The 19374-nt window shown below is 61.3% G+C and carries 19 protein-coding genes; 11 read left to right on the top strand and 8 right to left on the bottom strand.

What is annotated here, in order from left to right; all coding sequences use genetic code 11:
• Positions 1 to 46: 46 nt before the first annotated feature.
• A complete protein-coding gene (locus tag AC3I65_RS09695; RefSeq protein WP_047227683.1) occupies positions 47 to 292 on the bottom strand; it encodes a hypothetical protein in 246 nt (81 codons plus the stop codon).
• Entirely contained in the window at positions 285 to 1070 is a 786-nt protein-coding gene (locus tag AC3I65_RS09690) for an MlaA family lipoprotein (protein ID WP_047227684.1), read from the bottom strand. Before AC3I65_RS09690 ends, AC3I65_RS09695 begins: the two co-directional genes overlap by 8 nt.
• Positions 1071 to 1331: 261 nt before the next feature.
• On the opposite strand from AC3I65_RS09690, the gene AC3I65_RS09685 reads away from it, so the two are divergent.
• The 6 genes from AC3I65_RS09685 (at position 1332) to AC3I65_RS09660 (ending at position 7141) form a co-directional block, all read left to right on the top strand.
• Complete coding sequence (locus AC3I65_RS09685; protein ID WP_047227685.1) at positions 1332 to 2042, top strand: response regulator; 711 nt, start codon at positions 1332 to 1334, stop codon at positions 2040 to 2042.
• Positions 2039 to 3385, top strand: a complete 1347-nt coding sequence (locus AC3I65_RS09680; RefSeq protein WP_139050630.1) for a sensor histidine kinase — start codon at positions 2039 to 2041, stop codon at positions 3383 to 3385. The genes AC3I65_RS09685 and AC3I65_RS09680 overlap by 4 nt, the downstream gene beginning before the upstream one ends.
• A gap of 102 nt (positions 3386 to 3487) precedes the next feature.
• Positions 3488 to 4009, top strand: coding sequence for a glutathione-regulated potassium-efflux system oxidoreductase KefF (gene kefF, locus AC3I65_RS09675; protein ID WP_488523668.1), 522 nt, complete (start codon positions 3488 to 3490; stop codon positions 4007 to 4009).
• 1 nt (position 4010) lies between these two features.
• Positions 4011 to 5837, top strand: coding sequence for a glutathione-regulated potassium-efflux system protein KefC (kefC, locus tag AC3I65_RS09670; protein WP_488523667.1), 1827 nt, complete (start codon positions 4011 to 4013; stop codon positions 5835 to 5837).
• 37 nt (positions 5838 to 5874) lie between these two features.
• On the top strand, positions 5875 to 6255 hold the full coding sequence (locus tag AC3I65_RS09665; RefSeq protein ID WP_047227689.1) for a RidA family protein: 381 nt from the start codon (positions 5875 to 5877) through the stop codon (positions 6253 to 6255).
• 331 nt (positions 6256 to 6586) lie between these two features.
• Positions 6587 to 7141 carry a thioesterase family protein gene (locus AC3I65_RS09660; protein ID WP_488523666.1) on the top strand — a complete coding sequence of 185 codons (555 nt, stop codon included), beginning with the start codon at positions 6587 to 6589 and terminating at the stop codon, positions 7139 to 7141.
• Positions 7142 to 7209: 68 nt separating this feature from the next.
• Here AC3I65_RS09660 and AC3I65_RS09655 read toward each other — a convergent pair whose 3' ends face one another.
• Positions 7210 to 7545, bottom strand: a complete 336-nt coding sequence (locus tag AC3I65_RS09655; RefSeq protein ID WP_047227691.1) for a lipoprotein — start codon at positions 7543 to 7545, stop codon at positions 7210 to 7212.
• A 237-nt stretch (positions 7546 to 7782) separates the two neighbouring features.
• Here AC3I65_RS09655 and AC3I65_RS09650 point away from each other — a divergent pair, with 237 nt between their 5' ends.
• Entirely contained in the window at positions 7783 to 8439 is a 657-nt protein-coding gene (locus AC3I65_RS09650) for a polysaccharide lyase family 7 protein (RefSeq protein WP_488523665.1), read from the top strand.
• A 15-nt stretch (positions 8440 to 8454) separates the two neighbouring features.
• On the opposite strand, the gene AC3I65_RS09645 is transcribed toward AC3I65_RS09650, so the two are convergent.
• The 3 genes from AC3I65_RS09645 to AC3I65_RS09635 all read right to left on the bottom strand — a co-directional run bounded on the left by AC3I65_RS09645 (position 8455) and on the right by AC3I65_RS09635 (position 12145).
• A complete protein-coding gene (locus tag AC3I65_RS09645) occupies positions 8455 to 9687 on the bottom strand; it encodes a nucleoside permease (protein ID WP_445577727.1) in 1233 nt (410 codons plus the stop codon).
• Between the two features lie 194 nt (positions 9688 to 9881).
• Positions 9882 to 10982, bottom strand: a complete 1101-nt coding sequence (locus AC3I65_RS09640; protein ID WP_139050635.1) for a sugar phosphate isomerase/epimerase family protein — start codon at positions 10980 to 10982, stop codon at positions 9882 to 9884.
• Positions 10979 to 12145 carry a Gfo/Idh/MocA family protein gene (locus tag AC3I65_RS09635; protein WP_488523664.1) on the bottom strand — a complete coding sequence of 389 codons (1167 nt, stop codon included), beginning with the start codon at positions 12143 to 12145 and terminating at the stop codon, positions 10979 to 10981. Before AC3I65_RS09635 ends, AC3I65_RS09640 begins: the two co-directional genes overlap by 4 nt.
• A 178-nt stretch (positions 12146 to 12323) precedes the next feature.
• On the opposite strand from AC3I65_RS09635, the gene AC3I65_RS09630 reads away from it, so the two are divergent.
• From AC3I65_RS09630 to AC3I65_RS09615, 4 genes are all read left to right on the top strand, one after another.
• Positions 12324 to 13343, top strand: a complete 1020-nt coding sequence (locus AC3I65_RS09630) for a LacI family DNA-binding transcriptional regulator (protein WP_139050637.1) — start codon at positions 12324 to 12326, stop codon at positions 13341 to 13343.
• 112 nt (positions 13344 to 13455) lie between these two features.
• The gene (locus AC3I65_RS09625; RefSeq protein ID WP_047227696.1) at positions 13456 to 14406 is read left to right on the top strand and encodes a TAXI family TRAP transporter solute-binding subunit; all 951 of its coding nucleotides are present in this window, start codon (positions 13456 to 13458) and stop codon (positions 14404 to 14406) included.
• An 80-nt stretch (positions 14407 to 14486) separates the two neighbouring features.
• Positions 14487 to 16514: a TRAP transporter permease gene (locus AC3I65_RS09620; protein WP_139050638.1), complete on the top strand. Its 2028-nt coding sequence runs from the start codon at positions 14487 to 14489 to the stop codon at positions 16512 to 16514.
• A complete protein-coding gene (locus tag AC3I65_RS09615; RefSeq protein ID WP_107322309.1) occupies positions 16511 to 16891 on the top strand; it encodes a DUF1850 domain-containing protein in 381 nt (126 codons plus the stop codon). The genes AC3I65_RS09620 and AC3I65_RS09615 overlap by 4 nt, the downstream gene beginning before the upstream one ends.
• 115 nt (positions 16892 to 17006) lie before the next feature.
• On the opposite strand, the gene AC3I65_RS09610 is transcribed toward AC3I65_RS09615, so the two are convergent.
• Both AC3I65_RS09610 and AC3I65_RS09605 read right to left on the bottom strand, forming a co-directional pair.
• Positions 17007 to 18098, bottom strand: coding sequence for an SMP-30/gluconolactonase/LRE family protein (locus AC3I65_RS09610; RefSeq protein WP_047227698.1), 1092 nt, complete (start codon positions 18096 to 18098; stop codon positions 17007 to 17009).
• 97 nt (positions 18099 to 18195) lie between these two features.
• Positions 18196 to 19326 carry a sensor histidine kinase gene (locus AC3I65_RS09605; protein WP_188251548.1) on the bottom strand — a complete coding sequence of 377 codons (1131 nt, stop codon included), beginning with the start codon at positions 19324 to 19326 and terminating at the stop codon, positions 18196 to 18198.
• Positions 19327 to 19374: the final 48 nt, after the last annotated feature.

The raw sequence follows: 19374 nt of genomic DNA, 5'->3' as shown, positions 1-19374 counted from the left end.
AGATAACTGGACGGTAAAGTCTAGCAGTCTCTGCGTCGACGCAAGGCTAGCGGACCAGTGGACTCATCCGCTCCCCATGACTGACCATCCAGCGAATCATGCTCGCCAGAGGCACCCGGTAATTCTGGATGTCGCACGCGCCAACCTGGTCATGGCTGTACAACTCCAGGTAACGGCTGAGCAGTAAATGTCGGCCATCCTCCGTCAACTGCAACTCGATCTCCCGGCAATGCAGAATGCCTTGCTCAAGGTTTTTCACTCGCCGGTGCAGAACCAATACAGGGTTACTCATCCACGGTCTCTCCCTCCGGGCAGGCGTCGTCCCCCGCCACCGCGCCCAACTTGCCCTGGGCGACAAAATCGGCGCGCCGCTGCGCTACCGCGTCACGAAGCGCCACGTAGTAATCCGGCCTGGCCCGCAACTTGTCCGTCAACGGGAGCGCCTCGGCACGACCATCAACAACCCCGCCTACGGTATTGATCGTGCCCAACGTATCGACCGTATCGCTGTTGCTGCCGAACGGATCGACCGCAGAACTCAGCAGTTTGCCGGTTGCGTCGCGCAGGCTGGACGTTCCCAGCAACGGCAGTTCGACGATCGGCCCGGGAGCGATGTTCCAGACGCCGAACGTCTGGCCGAAATCGGCCTTGTGGCGCTCAATACCCAGTTTGCCCGACACATCGATCAGCCCGACGATGCCTGCGGTGGTGTTGATGACGAAGCGACCCAGGGTGTTGACCGAGCGTTGAGCGTTGCCTTGCAGCAGATCGTTGATGAAGACCTTGGGCTCACCGAAGTTCGCCACGAAGTTATGCACCCCCGTCTGAACCACATCTGGAAGCTTGAGATAACCACGGGCAACCGGGGCCAGCGCATAGTCATCGACAGTCCGGTTGAAAGCGAAGATGCCCCGGTTGACGGGCTCTGCCGGATCATCGACGGTGTAGCTCGCACGTTCACAACTGCCAGGGGTTGCAGCGGGCGTGCTGGTGCAGCCGCTGGCGAATGCCACGAGTCCTACGACAACAGTGCAACGAACAAACAGCGGAGCGGGCTTGGTGATCGGCATACAAGGCTATCTCGGCGAGGAATTGGGGCGATACCGGTCAGTTTGGGAAGACACCGCCGTACACAGCTCTGGTGGCGAGGGTTGTGTTGGGTTGGCCGTCGTTTAACTGACTGACATCGGGTGATCCTGCCCCTGATTCTTTGCCTGAAGATTTCCACAACATTGCCCGTCGGCAACTTTATTACCGAGTTGAAATATATGACGCAGGCCCCGGATTGACCCTAGTATCCCCTTCTGTATTCATTGCCCTGCGTGCCCACTGTGAGCCATCTATTACTGGTGGACGACGACCTCGAAGTCCTCGCCCTCTTGCGCAAATTCCTCGAGCAACATGGCTATAGCGTCGAAGTGGCCGCCGACGGTGCCGCCCTGTGGCAGGCGGTGGCGCGTCGCTTGCCGGACCTGATCATCCTCGACGTCATGTTGCCGGGAGACAGTGGACTGGTGCTCTGCCAGCGACTGCGGGCCGAACATACGGTCGGCATCATCATGCTCACGGCCATGGGTGAGCTGAGTGATCGCGTCGTCGGTCTTGAGCTGGGGGCGGATGATTACCTGACCAAGCCGTTCGATGCGCGCGAGCTGCTGGCCCGGGTGCGCGCCGTGCTCAGGCGCACCGGCGAAGCCAGGGGCACATTGAACAACAACTCGCGCCTGATTCTGGAATTCGAAAATTGGCAGCTGGACGTCACCCGCCGCGAGTTGCGCTCACCGGACAAAGTCATGATCCCGTTGTCCACCGGCGAGTTTGAGTTGCTGCTGGTCTTTGCCGAACACCCGCGCCGGGTCCTCACTCGCCAGCAACTGCTGGACCTGGCCCGCGGCGAAACGTATGACGCCTTCGATCGCAGCATCGACGTCCAGGTCAGCCGGCTGCGCCGCAAGCTGGAGAGCGATATCACTGGCCCATCGATGATCCGCACCATTCGCAACAGCGGCTACCTTTTCAGCCCCCATGTGGTGAAGCGATGAAGCCCCGGCACTCAGCTTTCCATCGGCCACGCGATACGGTAGCCCGCTGGATTGCCCTGACCACCATGCTCGCCATGCTGACTTTACTGGCCCTGAACGAGCTGTTCGGCCTGTTGGCTGGGACCTGGGCGCGCCCTCCCCTGATGGAAACCGGCCTGATGGAGAAAGCCGCCGCCATCACTCGTATCATCGACTCGGTGGCGCCCGGACAACGGCCCGATATCGCCAGGGCGGCCAGCGACCAGGCGTTCGCCGCACAATGGTTACCCCGCCGTGAAGACGCACGAGTGCCGGTGATCGACGACCCACAGTTCAGTGAGGGGGCGACGTTCCTGCGCAAGCAACTGGGCAGGCCCGAGGCCAGGATAGAGGCCTTCGAGCCCGGCGATTGGCCCGCCGATCATCCAGACAGGCGCTACGCGGTCCTCATCCAATTGGCCGACGATTCCTGGGTGGAATTTTCCGTAGCCTCTCGCAGTTGGGGCCTGAAAGAGTGGATGCGCAACCTGATCATTATCGGGCTGATTCTTCTATCGACGTTTATCGTCGCCCTGATTGCTACACGGCATCTGGCAACACCGCTGGAACGCTTTGCCGAAGGCGCCAGGCGCTTTGGCGTGGACTTCCGGGCGCCGCCCATCCCGGTGGTCGGGCCTCACGAAATCCGTCAGGCGATCCTCGCGTTCAATGCCATGCAGGCCCAGCTGCAACACTTCGTCCAGGACCGCACGCAGATGCTCGCAGCCATCTCCCACGACCTGCGCGCACCCCTGACCCGCATGCGCCTGCGTGGAGAGTTCATCGACGACGCCGAACAGCAATCGAGGCTGTTCAGGGACGTGGATGAAATGCAGGCGATGGTCAATAGTGCGCTGGAATTCTTCCGCGACGAAGCTCGGCTCGAACACGCCACCGCGTTCGACCTGGCCGAACTGCTGCACACGGTCGTCGACGACTTCAAGGATGCCGGCACCGAGGTTTCATTCGAGGGCGCTCCTCGTTTCGTTTACATGGGCCGGCCCATCGGGATCAAGCGAGCGCTGGTCAACCTGATCGACAATGCGAGCAAATATGGCAGCGAGCCGGGCGTTCAGCTCAAGGCGTTCATGGACCGTGTCGAAATTCGCGTCCACGACCGCGGGCCTGGTATCGCCCCGCAGTTCCACGAGCAAGTCTTCGCGCCCTTCTTTCGCATCGAAGGCTCGCGCAACAAGAACACCGGCGGTGTCGGGCTGGGGCTGTCGGCAGCGCGGGCGACGGTGCTGGAGCATGGCGGGACGCTGACCCTCAGGAATCGGCGGGGCGGCGGTCTGGAGGTCAAGGTCTCGCTGCCGCTCAATTAACCCCGGCACCATACGCCGGCAAACAATGTTCTAAACAACACGCGCCTTCCTCGGTAGGATGTCCGGCCTTTTGACCAGGACCGGCCTCCCGGAATTGCCCTGATGATTCTGATCATTTACGCCCACCCTTACCCTGACCAGTCACGGGTCAACCAGCAAATGCTCCAGCGGGCATCCAGTCATCCGGACGTGGTCATACGGTCCCTCTACGATCTTTATCCGGACTTCGACATCGACGTCGAGGCCGAACAACGCGCCATCGAACAGTGCCAACTGCTCGTCCTCCAACACCCGATGTATTGGTACAGCATGCCGCCGCTGCTGAAATTGTGGATCGATAAAGTGTTCACCCATGGCTGGGCCTATGGCAGAGACGCCACAGCCCTCAAAGACAAGCCTCTGCTGTGGGCCGTCTCCACGGGTGGCAACCACGATCATTTCCAGATCGGCGCCTACCCGGGCTTCCAGGTGCTGGCCCAGCCCCTCCACGCAACGGCCATCTACTGCCACATGCGCTGGTTGGAGCCGGTCGTGGTACACGGCGCGTATGCGGGCGCGTCCGAAACCCTGGATGCACAAATCGAACACTACAGCGCACGCCTGGCCTCCTGGAAGGAAGATTGATATGGAGACTCACAGCCTGATTGAACTGCTTATCTACCTGGGTTCGGCAGTGTTGATCGTGCCGATTGCCGTCAGGTTGGGCCTGGGCCCGGTGTTGGGTTATCTGCTGGCCGGGTGCGTGATCGGCCCGTGGGGACTCAAGCTCGTTACTGACGTAAAGGCGATTCTGGAATTCGCCGAAATCGGCGTCGTCCTGATGCTGTTCGTCATCGGGCTCGAGCTCGATCCCAAGCGGCTCTGGGCGTTGCGCAGGATGGTGTTCGGTGGCGGTGCCTTGCAGATGCTCGCCTGTGGCGGGGCAATCGCGGTGTTCTGTGCGGCCCTGGGGCTGAATTGGACGGCCGCGCTGCTGGTCGGCCTGACCCTGAGCCTGTCCTCCACGGCCATCGCCATGCAAGCCATGAACGAGCGCAACCTGACGTCGACCGCCGTCGGGCGCAGCAGCTTCGCCGTCCTGCTGTTCCAGGACATCGCGGCCATTCCGCTGGTTGCCATGATTCCGTTGTTGGCGGCCCACGGCGACACGCCGTCCGGCACCGCTCTGGTGCTTTCGATTATCAAGATCGTCGTGGCCATCAGCGTCGTCGTGCTGTTGGGACGCTACGTGACACGCCCGCTGCTGCGCTTCGCCGCGCGCTCGGGTCTACGTGAGATCTTCAGCGCCGTGGCGCTGTTTCTGGTGTTCGGCTTCGGGTTTCTGCTGGAAGAGGCCGGCTTGTCGATGGCCATGGGCGCGTTCCTCGCCGGGGTGCTGCTGGCCAGTTCTGAATACCGCCATGCCCTGGAAAGCGACATCGAACCGTTCAAAGGCTTGCTGCTGGGGTTGTTTTTTATCGGCGTCGGCATGTCGATCGATTTCGGCACGCTGATCAATGCACCGCTGAAGGTCATGACCCTGACCCTGGGTTTCATTCTGATCAAATTGCTGGTGATCAAGGCCGTCAGCCGTTTGCTGAACGTCCCTTCCGGCCAACGCTCATGGCAAGCGGTGTTGCTCGGCCAGGGCAGCGAGTTCGCCTTCGTGGTGTTCGGCGCCGCCACGCTGGCCGGCATTCTGACCGACCAGTGGGGCAAGAGCCTGACGCTGGCGGTGGCCCTGTCCATGTGCCTGACGCCGTTGCTGATCCTGCTGCTGGATCGAATAGAGTCCGCCACCAAGAAAGACCGCCAGGAATCCGACCTCGTCGATCAGCAGAACCCACGGGTGATCATCGCCGGGTTCGGCCGCTTCGGACAGATCGCCGGGCGTCTCTTGATGTCCTGCGGCGTCGAGGTGGTGGTGTTGGATCATGACCCCGACAACATCGAGACGCTGCGCAAATTCGGCGTAAAAGTGTTCTACGGCGACGCCACTCGCCTCGATCTGCTCCACGCGGCCGGCGCCGGCCAGTCGGTGGTGCTGATCAATGCGATTGACGACCAGCAGGACAACCTGACGCTGACCCGACTGGCCCAGGAGCACTTCCCCGCGTTGAAACTGATCGTCCGTGCGCGGGACATGGGGCACCTGATCACCCTGCGGCAGATGGGCGTAGAGACCGCCGAGCGGGAAACCTTCGAGAGCGCGCTGGCATTGGGCCGAAATGCGCTGGTGCAGATGGGCGTCGGGGCTTACGAAGCGCGCGAGCGCGCGGATCAGTTCCGTCGTTTGAATCTGCAAATGCTGGAGGAAATCGTCGCCCAGCCGGAAGACGACCTCAAGTTCAGGCACGACGCCTACCAGCGCGCCAACGCGTTGCTCACCGAAATGTTCAACGAAGACCGTGCGCGCCCAGTCGACAGTTGGCCTGACCATCATCGAAACGAAACGGATGAAGCGCGCAGCTGATCCGTCCCCTTAACCCTTTCCTGAACAAGAGGCTTTCATGGCAAACCAAGACATCACGTTCATCCCCGACCCGGACGCGGACTCCATCTCTTCCGACGTCGCCGGCTTCGGCGGCCTGCTGGTTTCTACCCAGATCCCCACTCGCCCTGACGGCAGCCTGGAGCTGGGTGACATCACCTTGCAAAGCGAATGCACATTGCAGGCGCTCAAGACAGCCCTGGAAGGCGCCGGCAGCTCCATGGACCGGGTCTTGCACCTGACCATCTACCTCACCGACATGGCCGACCGCGCGGCCTTCAACGAGGTGTATCAGCGTTTCTTCGCCAAACCCTGGCCGGTACGCGCCGCAGTGGGCGTGGCGGCGCTGGCGGTTGAAGGAATGCGAGTGGAAGTGACTGCGATGGCGGCCAAAGGCTGAGGTTACGGCTGTTTTTGATCGTTCCCACGCTCTGCGTGGGAATGCATCCCGTGACGCTCTGCGTCACCTTCCAGAAGCGGAACGCGGAGCGTCCCTGGCGACGTTCCTACGCAGGAGCGTGGGAACGATCGATAATCCAAAGTGCCCTTATGGCGAGGGAGCTTGCTCCCGCTCGGCGGCGCAGCCGTCGCAAACTCAGGTTCTTGATGAGTTCAAACCCGCCGGACCTGTCCCAAATGTGCGATTTCCACGAAAACAGTCATTTGCGCACCTAGCCCAGGCCTCGGCGCCTGTCTAAAGTGCGGCGTTTTCCACCCTCGCGGGCGTATTTATGAATCTCTGGTTCCGACTGTTGCTCATGCTGTTTCGTCGTCCCTGGCGCAAGCCGACCGGCCCCCTGGATACCACCGTGGTGCGCATGCGGGTGTGGCCGTTGGACCTGGACCTCAACCGCCATGTCACCAACGGCCGCTATTTCACCCTGGCCGACGTAGGGCGTATGGATTACGTGCTGCGCAGCGGCGCCTACAAAGTGGCCTTGCGCAACCGGGCAGTGCCGATCGTGGGGGATGTGTGGGGTAAGTTCCGCCGGGAGCTGAAGCTGTTCGAAGCGTTCGAGGTGCACACCCGCCTGCTGGGCTGGGACGAGAAGTGGACCTTCATGGAACACCGCTTCCTGAGCCAGGGGCGCGTGGTGGGCGTGGTGATGATGCGCGGCCTGTTCCGTTCGGCCCAAGGCACGATTGCACCGGGAGAGTTTATTCGCGCACTGGGGTTGGCCGAACACTCACCGGCCATGCCCGAATGGATCAGCGCCTGGTCGCAAAGCTGCGATGACATGAGCCTTGGGCTTCGGGAGGAGGAAAGTGCTCGTACTGTTGACTAGCAGTGACTGGATCAGATCGATCCGCGCCAGCCGGCACTGCACATCCCTCCCCCACAACAGCGTGAGTCTTACTGAACGGTTTTCAGCTTGACCACATCACCGGACACCTTGGTGGTGTAACCGGTCAGGACCCAGGCCCAGAACCAGTCTTCCTGCACTTGGGTGTTGATCATGGCGTCGCCGCCCTTGGCCAGGATCGCGGCATTCTGAGCGCGCACGAAACGGTTGTTCTGGCGGATCGGGATCATGCCGAACAGCAGCAGGCCGGTGGCTTTCGCTTCACTGTGGCCGACCACGGTGTATTGGCTGCTGTCGTACTGCTTGGTTTTCATCGGGGTGCCGGTGCAACCCGCCAAGGCCAGGCCAACCAGTGCGCAGGCGACAATTTTGCTGAGGTGGTTCATTGAATACTCCATGAGAAAACGCCCGGGATCCATCTCTCGGACGGCGCGTACTCTAACCGATCAGCGTCAAATTGACATCACTGCGCTCAACCGGCCGCAAGGCTCAGCGCAGAGCCATTCGTCAGTTGCCTCTGCAGCTAAACAGGCCCCCGTCGATACCATGGACACTGTGCCACGGAAGGTAATCTTGCCCATTCCGGCTGATGAGTAATGGCCGGTTCCGTCGGAGCATTGACCATGATCGATTTGACTGTCTGGAACATCACCCTACCCGTGCAGACCCCGGCGCAAGTCGTGGCGACCAAGGCCATGCCGACGCTGCAGAACAAGTATTTCAACCGCTCCGGCGAGCGGATTGTCTTCTGGGCGCCGGTGACCGGCTCCCACACCGGTAAAAGTGACTACCCGCGCTCCGAATTGCGCGAAACCACCAAAGACGGCAAGTTGCGCAACTGGCGTTACAACAGCGGCGTCAATACCCTCAAAGGTACTTTGGCGGTGAACCAGGTCCCTTCCGAGGGCCGTGTAGTCGTGGCGCAGATCCACGCCAAGGATGCCCCTACGCCGCTGTTGAAACTGGTGTATCGCTACGCCAAGGGCACCGGCAACATCGATGTGGAATATCGGGTAAAACCCAAGGACAAGAAGAGCCCGGTGATCTATACCATGCCGAAAGTGGCACTGAACAAAACCTTCAGCTACTCCCTGCAAATGGACAAGCAAGGCAAGCTCACGGTGCTGATCAACAACGTTGGCAAGCAGGTGAAGCTGGACCGCGCCTGGCATGGCTACAACTTTTACTTCAAGGCCGGCGTCTACACCCTGGACAACGTCGGTTCTTCCAGCGAAGGCGGGAAAGTGACCTACACCAAACTGGACGTCAGCCATAAATGACTGACGTCCAGCCCCTCAGGCCTTTGAAGCGGCCACGACCGCCTGCCGGCCGTTGAAGGTAAACAGGAAGCAGACGAACACCAGCAGCGCAAAACCGGCTGGGAACAACCAGATGCTCTTCCACTCGTGGCCGCCGTCCACGGCATAGTGATCGGTCACCTGCCCCGCCACCCAGAAGCCGATCAGCATGCCCACGCCATAGGTCGCCAACGTAATCAGCCCCTGGGCCGAGCTGCGAAAACGCTCCGGCGCCTTGGCATCGGTGTAGATCTGCCCCGAGACAAAAAAGAAGTCATAGCAGATGCCGTGCAGGGCGATACCGGTGAAGAGCATGAACGCCAGGTCGCCGTTATTGCCGTAAGCGAACAGCACGTAACGCAGCGCCCAGGCCAGCATGCCGACCAGCAGCGCCAACTTGATGCCAAAGCGTTGGATGAACAGCGGCAACAGCAACATGAACAGCACTTCGGAGACTTGCCCGATGGCCATTTTTGCCGTGGGATTGGTCATGCCGGTTTCGGCCAGGAACGGGTTGGCGTTCTGGTAATAGAAGGCCAGGGGGATGCAGATCAGGATCGAGGCGATGAAGAACACCAGGTAGCTGCGATCCTTCAACAGGCCCAAGGCATCCAGGCCCAGCAGCTGTTTGACGTCACCTGCGCTCGCTTGCGCCTTGAGCGGTACGGTGGCCGGCAACGTGAAGCTGTAGAGCCCCAAGACCAGCGAGGCGATGCCGGCCATCAGGAAAGTATTGCGCAAGCCGCCCGCCGAGATCGCTTCGCGCGAATCCCAGGCAAACACAAAGCTGATCACCACGCCGGCGACGATCCAGCCGATCGTGCCCCACACCCGGATACGGGAGAACTCCAGCGCCGGGTCGCGCATCTGGCGGAACGCCACGGAATTGACCAGGGCCAGGGTCGGCATGTAGATCACCATGTACGCCAGCACGTACGGGTAGAACACGCTGAAATCCGCCGCCGCATACAGCTGATACAACAACACCGCGCCCAACAGGTGCAGCACCGCCAGGATGCGTTCGGCATTGAAGTAGCGGTCGGCGATCAGGCCGATCACGAAGGGGGCAATGATCGCTCCCCAGGACTGGGTGGAGAACGCCATGCCGATCTGCCCACCGCTGGCGCCCAGGGTGCTGGACAGAAAGGTCCCCAGGGTGACGAACCAGCCACCCCAGATAAAGAACTGCAGAAACATCATCACGCTCAAGCGTGCGTTCATCGTGGTCATGACAGTCACCGTTTTATTGTTGTTCTTGTGAAGAAAAATGCTCAGAAGCGCTGTTGTGGCGAGCCGCTGTGGGAGCAAGGCTGGCCCGCGATGGCCGCGCCGCGGTCTAACCGTTGAACCGCGTTGTCGTTCATCGCGGGCCAGCCTTGCTCCCACAATGAGTTTTCTCGCCATAGGGTTTTGGGTTGGGCCGGTTACCTCAACAGGCCCAACAACCGCCGGTTGGAATCTTCATCGGCCGTTACCCCGGCAAAATCGTCAAACGCCTTTCGGGTCTTGCTGATCATGTGTCGCTCAATGAACGCCGCGCCTTCTGCAGCACCCTGTTGTGAGTCCTTCAGGCAACACTCCCATTCCAACACCGCCCAGCCGCTGAAATCGTATTGAGTCAGTTTGCTGAAGATCGATTTGAAATCGATCTGGCCATCGCCCAGCGAACGGAACCGTCCAGGACGATCGACCCAACCCTGATAGCCGCCGTACACACCGGAACGGGCGTCGGGCCGGAACTCGGCGTCCTTGACGTGGAACATGCGGATGCGCTCGTGATAGCGATCGATGAAGCCCAGGTAGTCCATCTGCTGCAGGAGCAGATGGCTGGGGTCGTAGAGAATCGCTGCCCGAGGGTGATGATCGACGGCCTGCAAAAAGCGCTCGAACGAGGCGCCATCGTGCAGGTCCTCACCCGGATGGATCTCGTAGCACAGGTCCACGCCGGCTGCGTCGAAGCAGTCCAGAATGGGCAACCAGCGTCGGGCCAGTTCGGCAAATCCCTGCTCCACCAGGCCAGACGGGCGTTGCGGCCACGGGTACAGGTACGGCCACAACAGCGCACCGGAAAACGTCGCATGGGCGGTGAGGCCCAGTCGCTGGCTGGCGCGGGCGGCGAGCTTCAATTGCTCTATCGCCCATTCGGTCCGCGCCTGGGGCTGACCGCGCAGATGGGCCGGGGCGAAGTCGTCGAACAGTGCGTCGAACGCCGGATGCACCGCCACCAACTGGCCTTGCAGGTGCGTCGACAACTCACTGATCTGGACACCGGCCTGGGCACAAATGGCCTTGAGTTCGTCGCAGTAGTCCTGGCTCTCGGCGGCGCGGGCCAGGTCGATGTATTGCGTGCCCGACGTCGGCAGCTGGATGGCCTTGTAACCTTGTGCGGCCGCCCATTGAGCGATGTTCGCCAGGGTGTCGAACGGCGCGTCGGCGGACATGAACTGCGCCAGGAAAATACCTGGGCCACGCAGGCCTGTCGGTGTTTGGGCAATGGGATTCACGGCGGGGCTCTCCTGATTCATTGTGTGCAGGCCAGTGCGGTCCACTTGGTATCGCCGCGATGGTTGGCGATGGCCGCTTCGATAAAGGCCATGCCCCGCAGACCGGTTTCGATGCCGGGTACGCCGGGGGCGTCTGGCCCTGGCGCGGCGGCCCGTATGGCACGGGCAAAATCGCCATAGAGGTTGGCCATGGCTTCCAGATAACCTTCAGGATGCCCGGCCGGCAGCCGCATCCGTTGGCGGGCGGCCTCACACAGCCAGGGCTGGCCCACACCGGACCGCAAGACTCGCAGGGGTTGGTCGAGGGGACGATGGATCAGGCTGGCCGGTTCTTCCTGGCGCCATTCCAATCCACCCTTATCGCCATACAGACGGATTTTCAGCGGGTTCTCTTCACCTGCGCAGACCTGACTGGCAATCAGCACGCCGCTGGCACCACCGGCCATGCGCAACAGCATCGCCGCGTCGTCGTCCAGTTGCCGACCCGGGATGTGGGTGCCCAACGCCGCGCATATCTGTTCGATGGGTTGGTCGGCGACGAACTCCGCCAGGGAAAACGCATGGGTGCCGATGTCGCCAATGCAGCCACCCAACCCTGACTGTTGAGGATCGTCGCGCCAACCGGCCTGTTTGTTGCCTTGCCCGGCGACGTCCTGACTGAGCCAGCCCTGGGGGTATTCGACCAGCACTTTGCGCACCGCACCGATCACGCCGGTGCGCACCATCTCCCGAGCCTGCCAGACCATCGGATAACCCAGGTAGGTGTGAGCCAGGCCGTAGAGCCGGCCGCTGCTTTGAAGCACTTGCTTGAGGGCCAGCAACTCACGCAGGTTCATCGCGGCGGGCTTTTCACTGAACACATGAAAACCCGCCTGCAGCGCCTGGTTGGCGATGGGGGCGTGCAGATGATTGGGAGTGACGATGACCAGCAGTTCCATGCGCAAGTGGGCCGGCAGCGCCGCTTCGCTGTCGAGCATGCCTTGCCAATCGCTGTAGCAACGGGACGCGGCCAGCCCCAGGGCCGCGCCGGTCTGCTGATTGTTGTGCGCATCACGGCTGAACGCACCGCACACCAGTTCAAAACCACCGTCCAGACCCGCGGCCTGACGGTGGGCCTGGCCAATGAAAGCGCCCTCTCCACCGCCGACAAAGCCCATTCTTATTTTGGCTGCTACAGGATTCATCGCGACTCTCTTATGCTGGGACTGATGACAATGTAACCGGTTACATCATGGCGGAAATCTAGGCTCAGTTTTGCGGCATGTCAAACCCGTTGGCACATGCATGAGCATTTGTGCGACGCGCAACCTGCGGTAAGCTCCCCAACCGTGCCGGCATTCCTGGCGCCGAATCGAGGTGATTTTGTCCAATATCCGTGAAGTAGCCCGGCTGGCCGGAGTTTCGGTGGCCACGGTTTCCAGAACGCTGAAATCTCCCGAACGGGTGCTGCCCCAGACTCGCGACAAGGTTAACGCGGCGGTGGAACAGGCCGGTTATCGGCCCAACCTGATGGCCGTGCAGTTTCGCTCCCGGAGAACCGGCAACCTGGTGATTCTGGTCCCGACCATCGCCAACACCTTTTTCGCCCGGGTCATCAGCGGGGCCCAGCAGGCTGCGCAGGCGGCCGGTTATCGACTGCTGTTGTGCGACACCCAGGGTCAGGAAGAGATCGAGCGCGAATTTGCCGCCCTCGTCTACGCGCACCAAGCCGACGGGGTGATCCAGTTGCGCGCGAGCAACCCTTTCGAATCGCTTCCCGCGGGCGCCGAATCCTTGCCGCTGGTCAACGCCTGCGAAGTGGTCAAAGGCGCCCCCTACCCGACCATCAGCCTCGACAACCGGGCCGCCGCCCAGGCCATGACCGAACACCTGATCGGGCTCGGCCACCGGCGCATCGGCATCATCAAAGGGCCCCGAAGCAGTCCCCTGACCCTGGACCGCGTAGCCGGTTATCAGGATGCACTGCACCAAGCCGGTATCGCCGCAGACCCTGGCCTGATCTGTCACGGCGACTTCACGTTGAAGGCCGGTTACGACGGGGCCGGCGCGATGCTGGAGCTGGCCGAGCGCCCCAGCGCGCTGTTTTGTGAAAACGACGAGATGGCCATTGGCGCGCTCAAGCGCATCAAGCAAATGGGGTTGCGGGTGCCCGAGGACATTTCACTGGTGGGTTTTGATGACATTCCTTTCGCCGCCTACTGTGATCCGCCGCTGACCACTCTCTCACAACCTGCCGAAACCTTCGGCCAGCGGGCGGTGCAAATGCTGATCGCCCTGATCGAGAAAACACCGCTTGCCGAACGGCATGTCGTGCTGCCGTTCGAGTTGACCGTGCGCGGCAGCAGCGCTGCGCCAGGCCCGGCGTTTAACAAAGATGCTTGAAAAAAACGACGCCCGTCACCTTTTGATGCGCTATTGACTCGCCACCTGCCGGTCCGTTTCGACTACAGTGGCACTACTCTGCATAAAGCCATAACAAGACGGAGAGTTTCCCATGCGAGTCAACAAGCGCTTCACCCTTCTGGCCGCCGCGGCAGCACTGGTGGTCACGACCACAGCCCAGGCAGCACCGGTGTACATCAACATCCTGACGGGGGGCACCAGCGGGGTTTATTACCCGATCGGGGTCGGCCTGTCGCAGATTTACAGCAACGGGATCGAAGGCTCCAAGACGTCGGTACAGGCCACCAAGGCCTCGGTGGAAAACCTCAACCTGCTGCAGGCCGGTCGCGGTGAGCTGGCGCTGGCGCTGGGCGACTCGGTGGCGGACGCCAAGAACGGCGTGGAAGATGCCGGTTTCAAAGCCCCTCTGACCAAACTGCGGGCCATCGCCGGCGCCTACCCCAACTACATCCAGATCGTTGCCAGCCAGGAATCGGGGATCAAGACCCTGGCCGACCTCAAGGGTAAATCCATCTCCGTGGGGGCGGCCAAATCCGGTACCGAGCTCAACGCGCGGGCCATCCTCAAGGCCGCAGGGTTGAGCTACAGCGACATGAAGGTCCAGTACCTGCCGTTCGCCGAATCGGTAGACCTGATCAAGAACCGTCAACTGGATGCCACGCTCCAGTCCTCCGGGCTTGGGATGGCGGCCATTCGTGACCTGGCCTCGACCATGGCGCTCAACTACGTGTCGATCCCGGCAGACGTGGTGGCGAAGATCGGCAACCCGGCCTACCAGAGCGCAAATATCCCGGCCAATACCTACGACGGCCAGGCCGAAGCCGTGCCGACCGTGGCCATCACCAACATCCTGGTTACCCGCGCGGACGTCTCGGACGAGGTGGCCTATCAGATGACCAAGCTGATGTTCGATAACCTCACCCGCCTGGGCAACGCCCATTCGGCGGCCAAGGACATCAAGCTGGAAAATGCCGCGAAGAACCTGCCTATCCCGCTGCATCCCGGTGCCGAGCGCTACTACAAGGAAGTCGGCGCGCTGTAGACCGACCCGGTGCAGCGGCGATGATCGCCGTTGCACCCTCCTGGTTCGCACCTTCGATGTAGACAAGAGGCTTTCAGTTAATGAGTGAAATTCAGCACGGTCTTCCCTCCGACCCACGAGACTGGCCCAAGACGCTGTTCTACGTGGCCCTGCTGTTTTCTGTATTCCAGATCATCACCGCCGCCTTCTCCCCCATTTCCAGCCAGGTGCTGCGTGCCGTGCACGTGGGTTTCCTGTTGTGGGTGGTGTTCCTCAGTTACCCCGCCTATGGCGCAAGCCGCCCCTGGCAACCTCTGGCATGGCTGTTGTCCCTGGCCGGCGTGGCCACGGCGGTGTATCAGTGGGTGTTCGAAGCCGACCTGATCCAGCGTTCCGGTGACCTGACGTCCGCGGACCTCATCATCGGTATCGTTTTGATCGTGCTGGTGTTCGAAGCGGCCCGACGGGTGATGGGGATTGCCCTGCCGCTGATTTGCGGGCTGTTCCTGACCTATGGGCTGTTCGGTGAATACTTGCCAGGCGACCTGTCCCATCGCGGCTACGGCTTCGATCAGATCGTCAATCAGTTATCCTTCGGCACCGAAGGCCTGTATGGCACGCCCACCTACGTATCGGCCACCTACATTTTCCTGTTCATTCTGTTCGGTTCCTTTCTTGAAAAGGCCGGAATGATCAAGCTGTTCACCGATTTCGCCATGGGCCTGTTCGGCCACAAGCTCGGCGGCCCGGCCAAAGTGGCGGTTGCCTCCTCTGCCTTGATGGGCACCATTACCGGTTCGGGCATCGCCAACGTGGTGACCACCGGGCAATTCACCATCCCGCTGATGAAACGCTTCGGCTACAAGGCCGCGTTTGCCGGCGGCGTGGAAGCCACCTCGAGCATGGGCAGTCAGTTGATGCCGCCGATCATGGGCGCCGTGGCGTTCATCATGGCCGAGACCATCAACGTGCCATTTGTTGAAATCGCCAAAGCGGCGTTGATTCCCGCGTGCCTGTACTTCGGCTCGGTGTTCTGGATGGTTCACCTGGAAGCCAAGCGCTCCAACCTCAAGGGCTTGCCCAAAGACCAATGCCCCAGCGCGCTGGGCGCCGTCAAAGAGAACTGGTACCTGCTGATCCCACTCGCCGTGCTGATCTACCTGCTGTTCTCCGGTCGCACGCCGCTCTTTTCCGGCATGGTCGGACTGGCACTCACTGCCATCGTGATTCTCGGCTCGGCGATCATTTTGCGGGTGTCGAGCTTTGCAATGCGCTGCGCTTTCTGGATCGCCCTGGGCATCTTGTGCGTGGGCTTTTTCCAGTTAGGCATTGGCGTCATATTTGCGGTGATCGCAGTGTTGGTGGCGATCTGCTGGTTCATCAAAGGCGCACGGGAAACCCTGACGGTTTGCCTGCACGCACTGGTGGACGGCGCACGACATGCGGTGCCGGTGGGGATTGCCTGCGCCCTGGTAGGGATCATCATCGGCGTGGTGTCGTTGACCGGTGTGGCGTCAACCTTCGCCGGCTACATCCTGGCCATCGGCAAGGACAACCTGCTGCTGTCGCTGATCCTGACCATGCTCACCTGCCTGGTACTGGGCATGGGCATTCCGACCATTCCCAATTACATCATCACCAGTTCGATCGCCGCGCCCGCCCTGCTGGAACTGGGCGTGCCACTGATCGTGTCGCACATGTTCGTGTTCTATTTCGGCATCCTCGCCGACCTGACGCCGCCGGTCGCGCTGGCCTGCTTCGCCGCTGCGCCCATTGCCAGGGAAACGGGGCTGAAAATCAGCTTCTGGGCGGTGCGCATCGCCCTTGCCGGTTTCGTCATTCCATTCATGGCGGTCTATAACCCGGCGCTGATGCTCCAGGGCGACAGCCTATGGATGACTGCTTACATGCTGATCAAGACGATGCTGGCGGTCGGGCTGTGGGGCATGGCGTCCACCGGCTACCTGCAACAGAAAATGCCGATCTGGGAACGCCTGATGTGCTTTGCCGCCGGGGCTTTGCTGGTCGTGGCGCTGCCGCTGACCGATGAGATCGGCTTCGTGGTGGGGGCTCTGCTGATCTTTCAACACGTATGGCGCTCGCGGCGCACCGGACGGGCCTTGGCGTGATCGGTTTGTGCCTGGGCCTGGCCGGTGCGGTCTGGGCCCAACTTCCTGTCACGGATTTCACCCTGGCGTGGAATCACACCATCGAGAAAATCCGCTGGGAGGAAGATTACCGCGTGACTGAACAAGGCCTGGTTCTGGGCGAAGCCAGGGTCAAGGGCAACGGCGCCGGCATGGAAGTTCCGGACGGTGCCCGGTTGAAAAACGGCAGCTGGCACTATCAGCGCCAGTTGCCGCCCCTGCAACCGCTGAAACTGGGGCGAACACCCGAAGCGGGTGATTACCAGTTGTGCGTCGACGGGGCTTGCCAGCCGATGAGCCATTGGCTCGGACCGCCCAAGGCAAGTCAGCCAACGGTGGAATTGTGGAGTTGCGGATAACGATCTCCCCTGGTCCAAACAGAACTCTGTGGCGAGGTTTTTTTGTGGGAGCAAGCCTTGCTCCCACAACTGCCCCCCTCACCACAATCAAACCCAGGGTCTGAAGGTCAGTCACTCAGGCAAACGTCGCCCCACGGGTATTCACAAACAGTGCATACAACGAGTGGCTGCCGGCCATGAACAGGCGATTACCCTCCCGTCCGCCGAAGCAGACGTTAGGGCAACGCTCCGGCAGGGAGATGTGGCCGATAGCCTTGCCCTCGGGGTTGAACACTCGCACACCGTCGAGCTTTTCCAGGTCGGCCTTGGGATCGCCATTACCGCCCCACCCGCACCAGAGGTTGCCACTCTCGTCGCATTTGAGCCCATCGATGGCCGCGTAATCCAAGCCTTCGATGTGCTTGCGCCGTTCGCCCAGGGTGCCATCGTCCTTGACCGTGATCGCCCACACCAGGCGGTTTGGCTTGGCCCGGCCTTCGACCACGTAGAGGATCTTCTCGTCTGGCGAAAAGCACAGGCCGTTGGGCCCTGCCATGTCGTCGATCACTCGCGTGACCTTGCCGGTTTCACCGTCGATGCGATACACCGCGTGGGGCTGGGCAGGGGCGACTTTATGCCCTTCGTAGTTGTTGCCGGTCTGGAACGGTGGATCGGTGAACCAGACAGAACCGTCGCGCTTGCACACGATGTCGTTGGGCGAGTTGAAAGGCTTGCCCTCGAAACTGTCCGCCAGCACGGTGATGGTGCCGTTGTGCTCGGTGCGGGTGACGCGCCGGCCTTCAGTCGACGTGGTGGAGCCTTCGCAGACCAGCAAGCGCCCTTGGCGATCGCGGCACAGGCCGTTGGAAAAGTTGGAGTTCTCGCGGTAAACCGACAGGCTGTCGGTGACTTCATCCCAGCGCATGATGCGGTTGTTGGGAATGTCACTGACCAGCAAATAACGACCGTCGCCCACCCACACCGGCCCTTCCGCCCAGCGCAGGCCACTGGCGAGCTTTTCAACACTGGCGTTGAACAGCCGCAGGTCCATGAAGCTGGGGTCGAGGATCTTGATCAGTGGGTCAGGGTAGCGCTGGCTCAAGGGTTCTGCCTGAGTCAGCCCGGGCAGGTTGCCCAGGGTTGCGGCGGCGGCCGAAACCACCAAGGATTTTTTCAGGAATACCCGGCGGCCCTGATGGGCAGTCGTTGCAGGTTGCGAAGCATCCATCGTGCGTCTCCGTTAATTATTATTGGACGGCGACGACAGTTTTACTCCGTGATAGGACATCGTACAAGTATGCGCTCTGCCCTGCGCAAGAAAAAATTCAGTTGCCGTGGAGCGGGATCCGTACGGTGAAGGTGGTGCCCGATCTGGCCTTGGAATGAACCTCGATAGTGCCCTTATGGGCGGATACGATGGCGGACGCGATGTGCAGGCCCAGCCCGAGCCCAGCCGCAGAGCCATACTGCATGTCACCGCTGCGCAATTGCCGGACCATCGGGTTGAAGATGCTGGCAATGGCGTCCTTCTCGATAAGCTTGCCCTGGTTGTTGATGGCAATCACCGCCGTATCCTCTTCGGTACTCAACGAAACAGTAATCGGCGCACCCTCGCTGCCATGCTGGACGGCATTGCCAATCAGGTTGGCGAACACTTGCTCCATACGCGCCTGGTCAAACAGGCCTTCAAGGGCGCCCGTCGTTTCAAAGATGATTCTGCTTTCCGGATGATAGGCCCGCGCCTCTTCCACCATGCCCTCGCAGGCCGCTACCAGGTCACCGTTGAAGCGCTGCACCGGAATGCCCGCCCCCAGTTGGGTACGGGTAAAGTCCAGCAGATCGCCGACAATCTTGTTGGCCCGTTTGACGCTGGTGTAGATGCGCGAAGAGATCTTGGTGGCTTTGGCGGGCAAGTCGCCTGCCCGCAGCAGCACTTCGGAACTCAGCAGGATCGCGCCCAGGGGGCTGCGCAAGTCATGCCCCAGAATCCCGAGGAAGATATTGCGGCCCGCATCGACGGCGCCCGAATAGCTGACCACGGACTCCGCCAGGGCCTGGTCTACGGCCTCGTTGAAGCGGATCACGTCGGACACCACTTGCTCGTGGTCCAGTTGGGTCTGCGGCATCCAGAGCATCAGCACGCTGGTGCGCAGCGCCCGGTATTCCGAAACCATCTGCTCCACCGTAAACCCCGAGGACTGGCGAATGACCGCATGGGTTTCGGCTGCAGTTTCAGCCTCTGCCGCCGGCGCATCGCCTTGGGATTTGGCGATCTGCTCCTTGACGGTTTGCGAAGTGCGCAGGTCAGCGGCAATGGTGCGCAGCATCTGCTCGGCGTGATCGCGCAGAGCCACCGAATCCATGCCATGGGAGGCGGGTGTGATGGTTTTGGCGAAGTCTTCCCACGCCTGAAGAATCGGCTCGATATTGTCGAGGATGAAATCAGCCAGGCGCATGGGTTGCTCCGCACAAAGGGATTATCGAGGGTCAGTGACGCAACAACG

This window comes from Pseudomonas sp. N-1-13 (assembly GCF_057787095.1).
Note: the sequence above shows the minus strand (reverse complement) of the source record. Positions and strands in the feature narration are given on the sequence as shown.

Bases quoted from the DNA above. Each gene is read 5' to 3' on its own strand.
- AC3I65_RS09695 (WP_047227683.1), bottom strand. From the start codon at position 292: ATGAGTAACCCTGTATTGGTTCTGCACCGGCGAGTGAAAAACCTTGAG.
- AC3I65_RS09690 (WP_047227684.1), bottom strand. From the start codon at position 1,070: ATGCCGATCACCAAGCCCGCTCCGCTGTTTGTTCGTTGCACTGTTGTC.
- AC3I65_RS09680 (WP_139050630.1), top strand. From the start codon at position 2,039: ATGAAGCCCCGGCACTCAGCTTTCCATCGGCCACGCGATACGGTAGCC.
- kefF (WP_488523668.1), top strand. From the start codon at position 3,488: ATGATTCTGATCATTTACGCCCACCCTTACCCTGACCAGTCACGGGTC.
- kefC (WP_488523667.1), top strand. From the start codon at position 4,011: ATGGAGACTCACAGCCTGATTGAACTGCTTATCTACCTGGGTTCGGCA.
- AC3I65_RS09665 (WP_047227689.1), top strand. From the start codon at position 5,875: ATGGCAAACCAAGACATCACGTTCATCCCCGACCCGGACGCGGACTCC.
- AC3I65_RS09660 (WP_488523666.1), top strand. From the start codon at position 6,587: ATGAATCTCTGGTTCCGACTGTTGCTCATGCTGTTTCGTCGTCCCTGG.
- AC3I65_RS09655 (WP_047227691.1), bottom strand. From the start codon at position 7,545: ATGAACCACCTCAGCAAAATTGTCGCCTGCGCACTGGTTGGCCTGGCC.
- AC3I65_RS09650 (WP_488523665.1), top strand. From the start codon at position 7,783: ATGATCGATTTGACTGTCTGGAACATCACCCTACCCGTGCAGACCCCG.
- AC3I65_RS09645 (WP_445577727.1), bottom strand. From the start codon at position 9,687: ATGACCACGATGAACGCACGCTTGAGCGTGATGATGTTTCTGCAGTTC.
- AC3I65_RS09640 (WP_139050635.1), bottom strand. From the start codon at position 10,982: ATGAATCAGGAGAGCCCCGCCGTGAATCCCATTGCCCAAACACCGACA.
- AC3I65_RS09635 (WP_488523664.1), bottom strand. From the start codon at position 12,145: ATGAATCCTGTAGCAGCCAAAATAAGAATGGGCTTTGTCGGCGGTGGA.
- AC3I65_RS09625 (WP_047227696.1), top strand. From the start codon at position 13,456: ATGCGAGTCAACAAGCGCTTCACCCTTCTGGCCGCCGCGGCAGCACTG.
- AC3I65_RS09620 (WP_139050638.1), top strand. From the start codon at position 14,487: ATGAGTGAAATTCAGCACGGTCTTCCCTCCGACCCACGAGACTGGCCC.
- AC3I65_RS09610 (WP_047227698.1), bottom strand. From the start codon at position 18,098: ATGGATGCTTCGCAACCTGCAACGACTGCCCATCAGGGCCGCCGGGTA.
- AC3I65_RS09605 (WP_188251548.1), bottom strand. From the start codon at position 19,326: ATGCGCCTGGCTGATTTCATCCTCGACAATATCGAGCCGATTCTTCAG.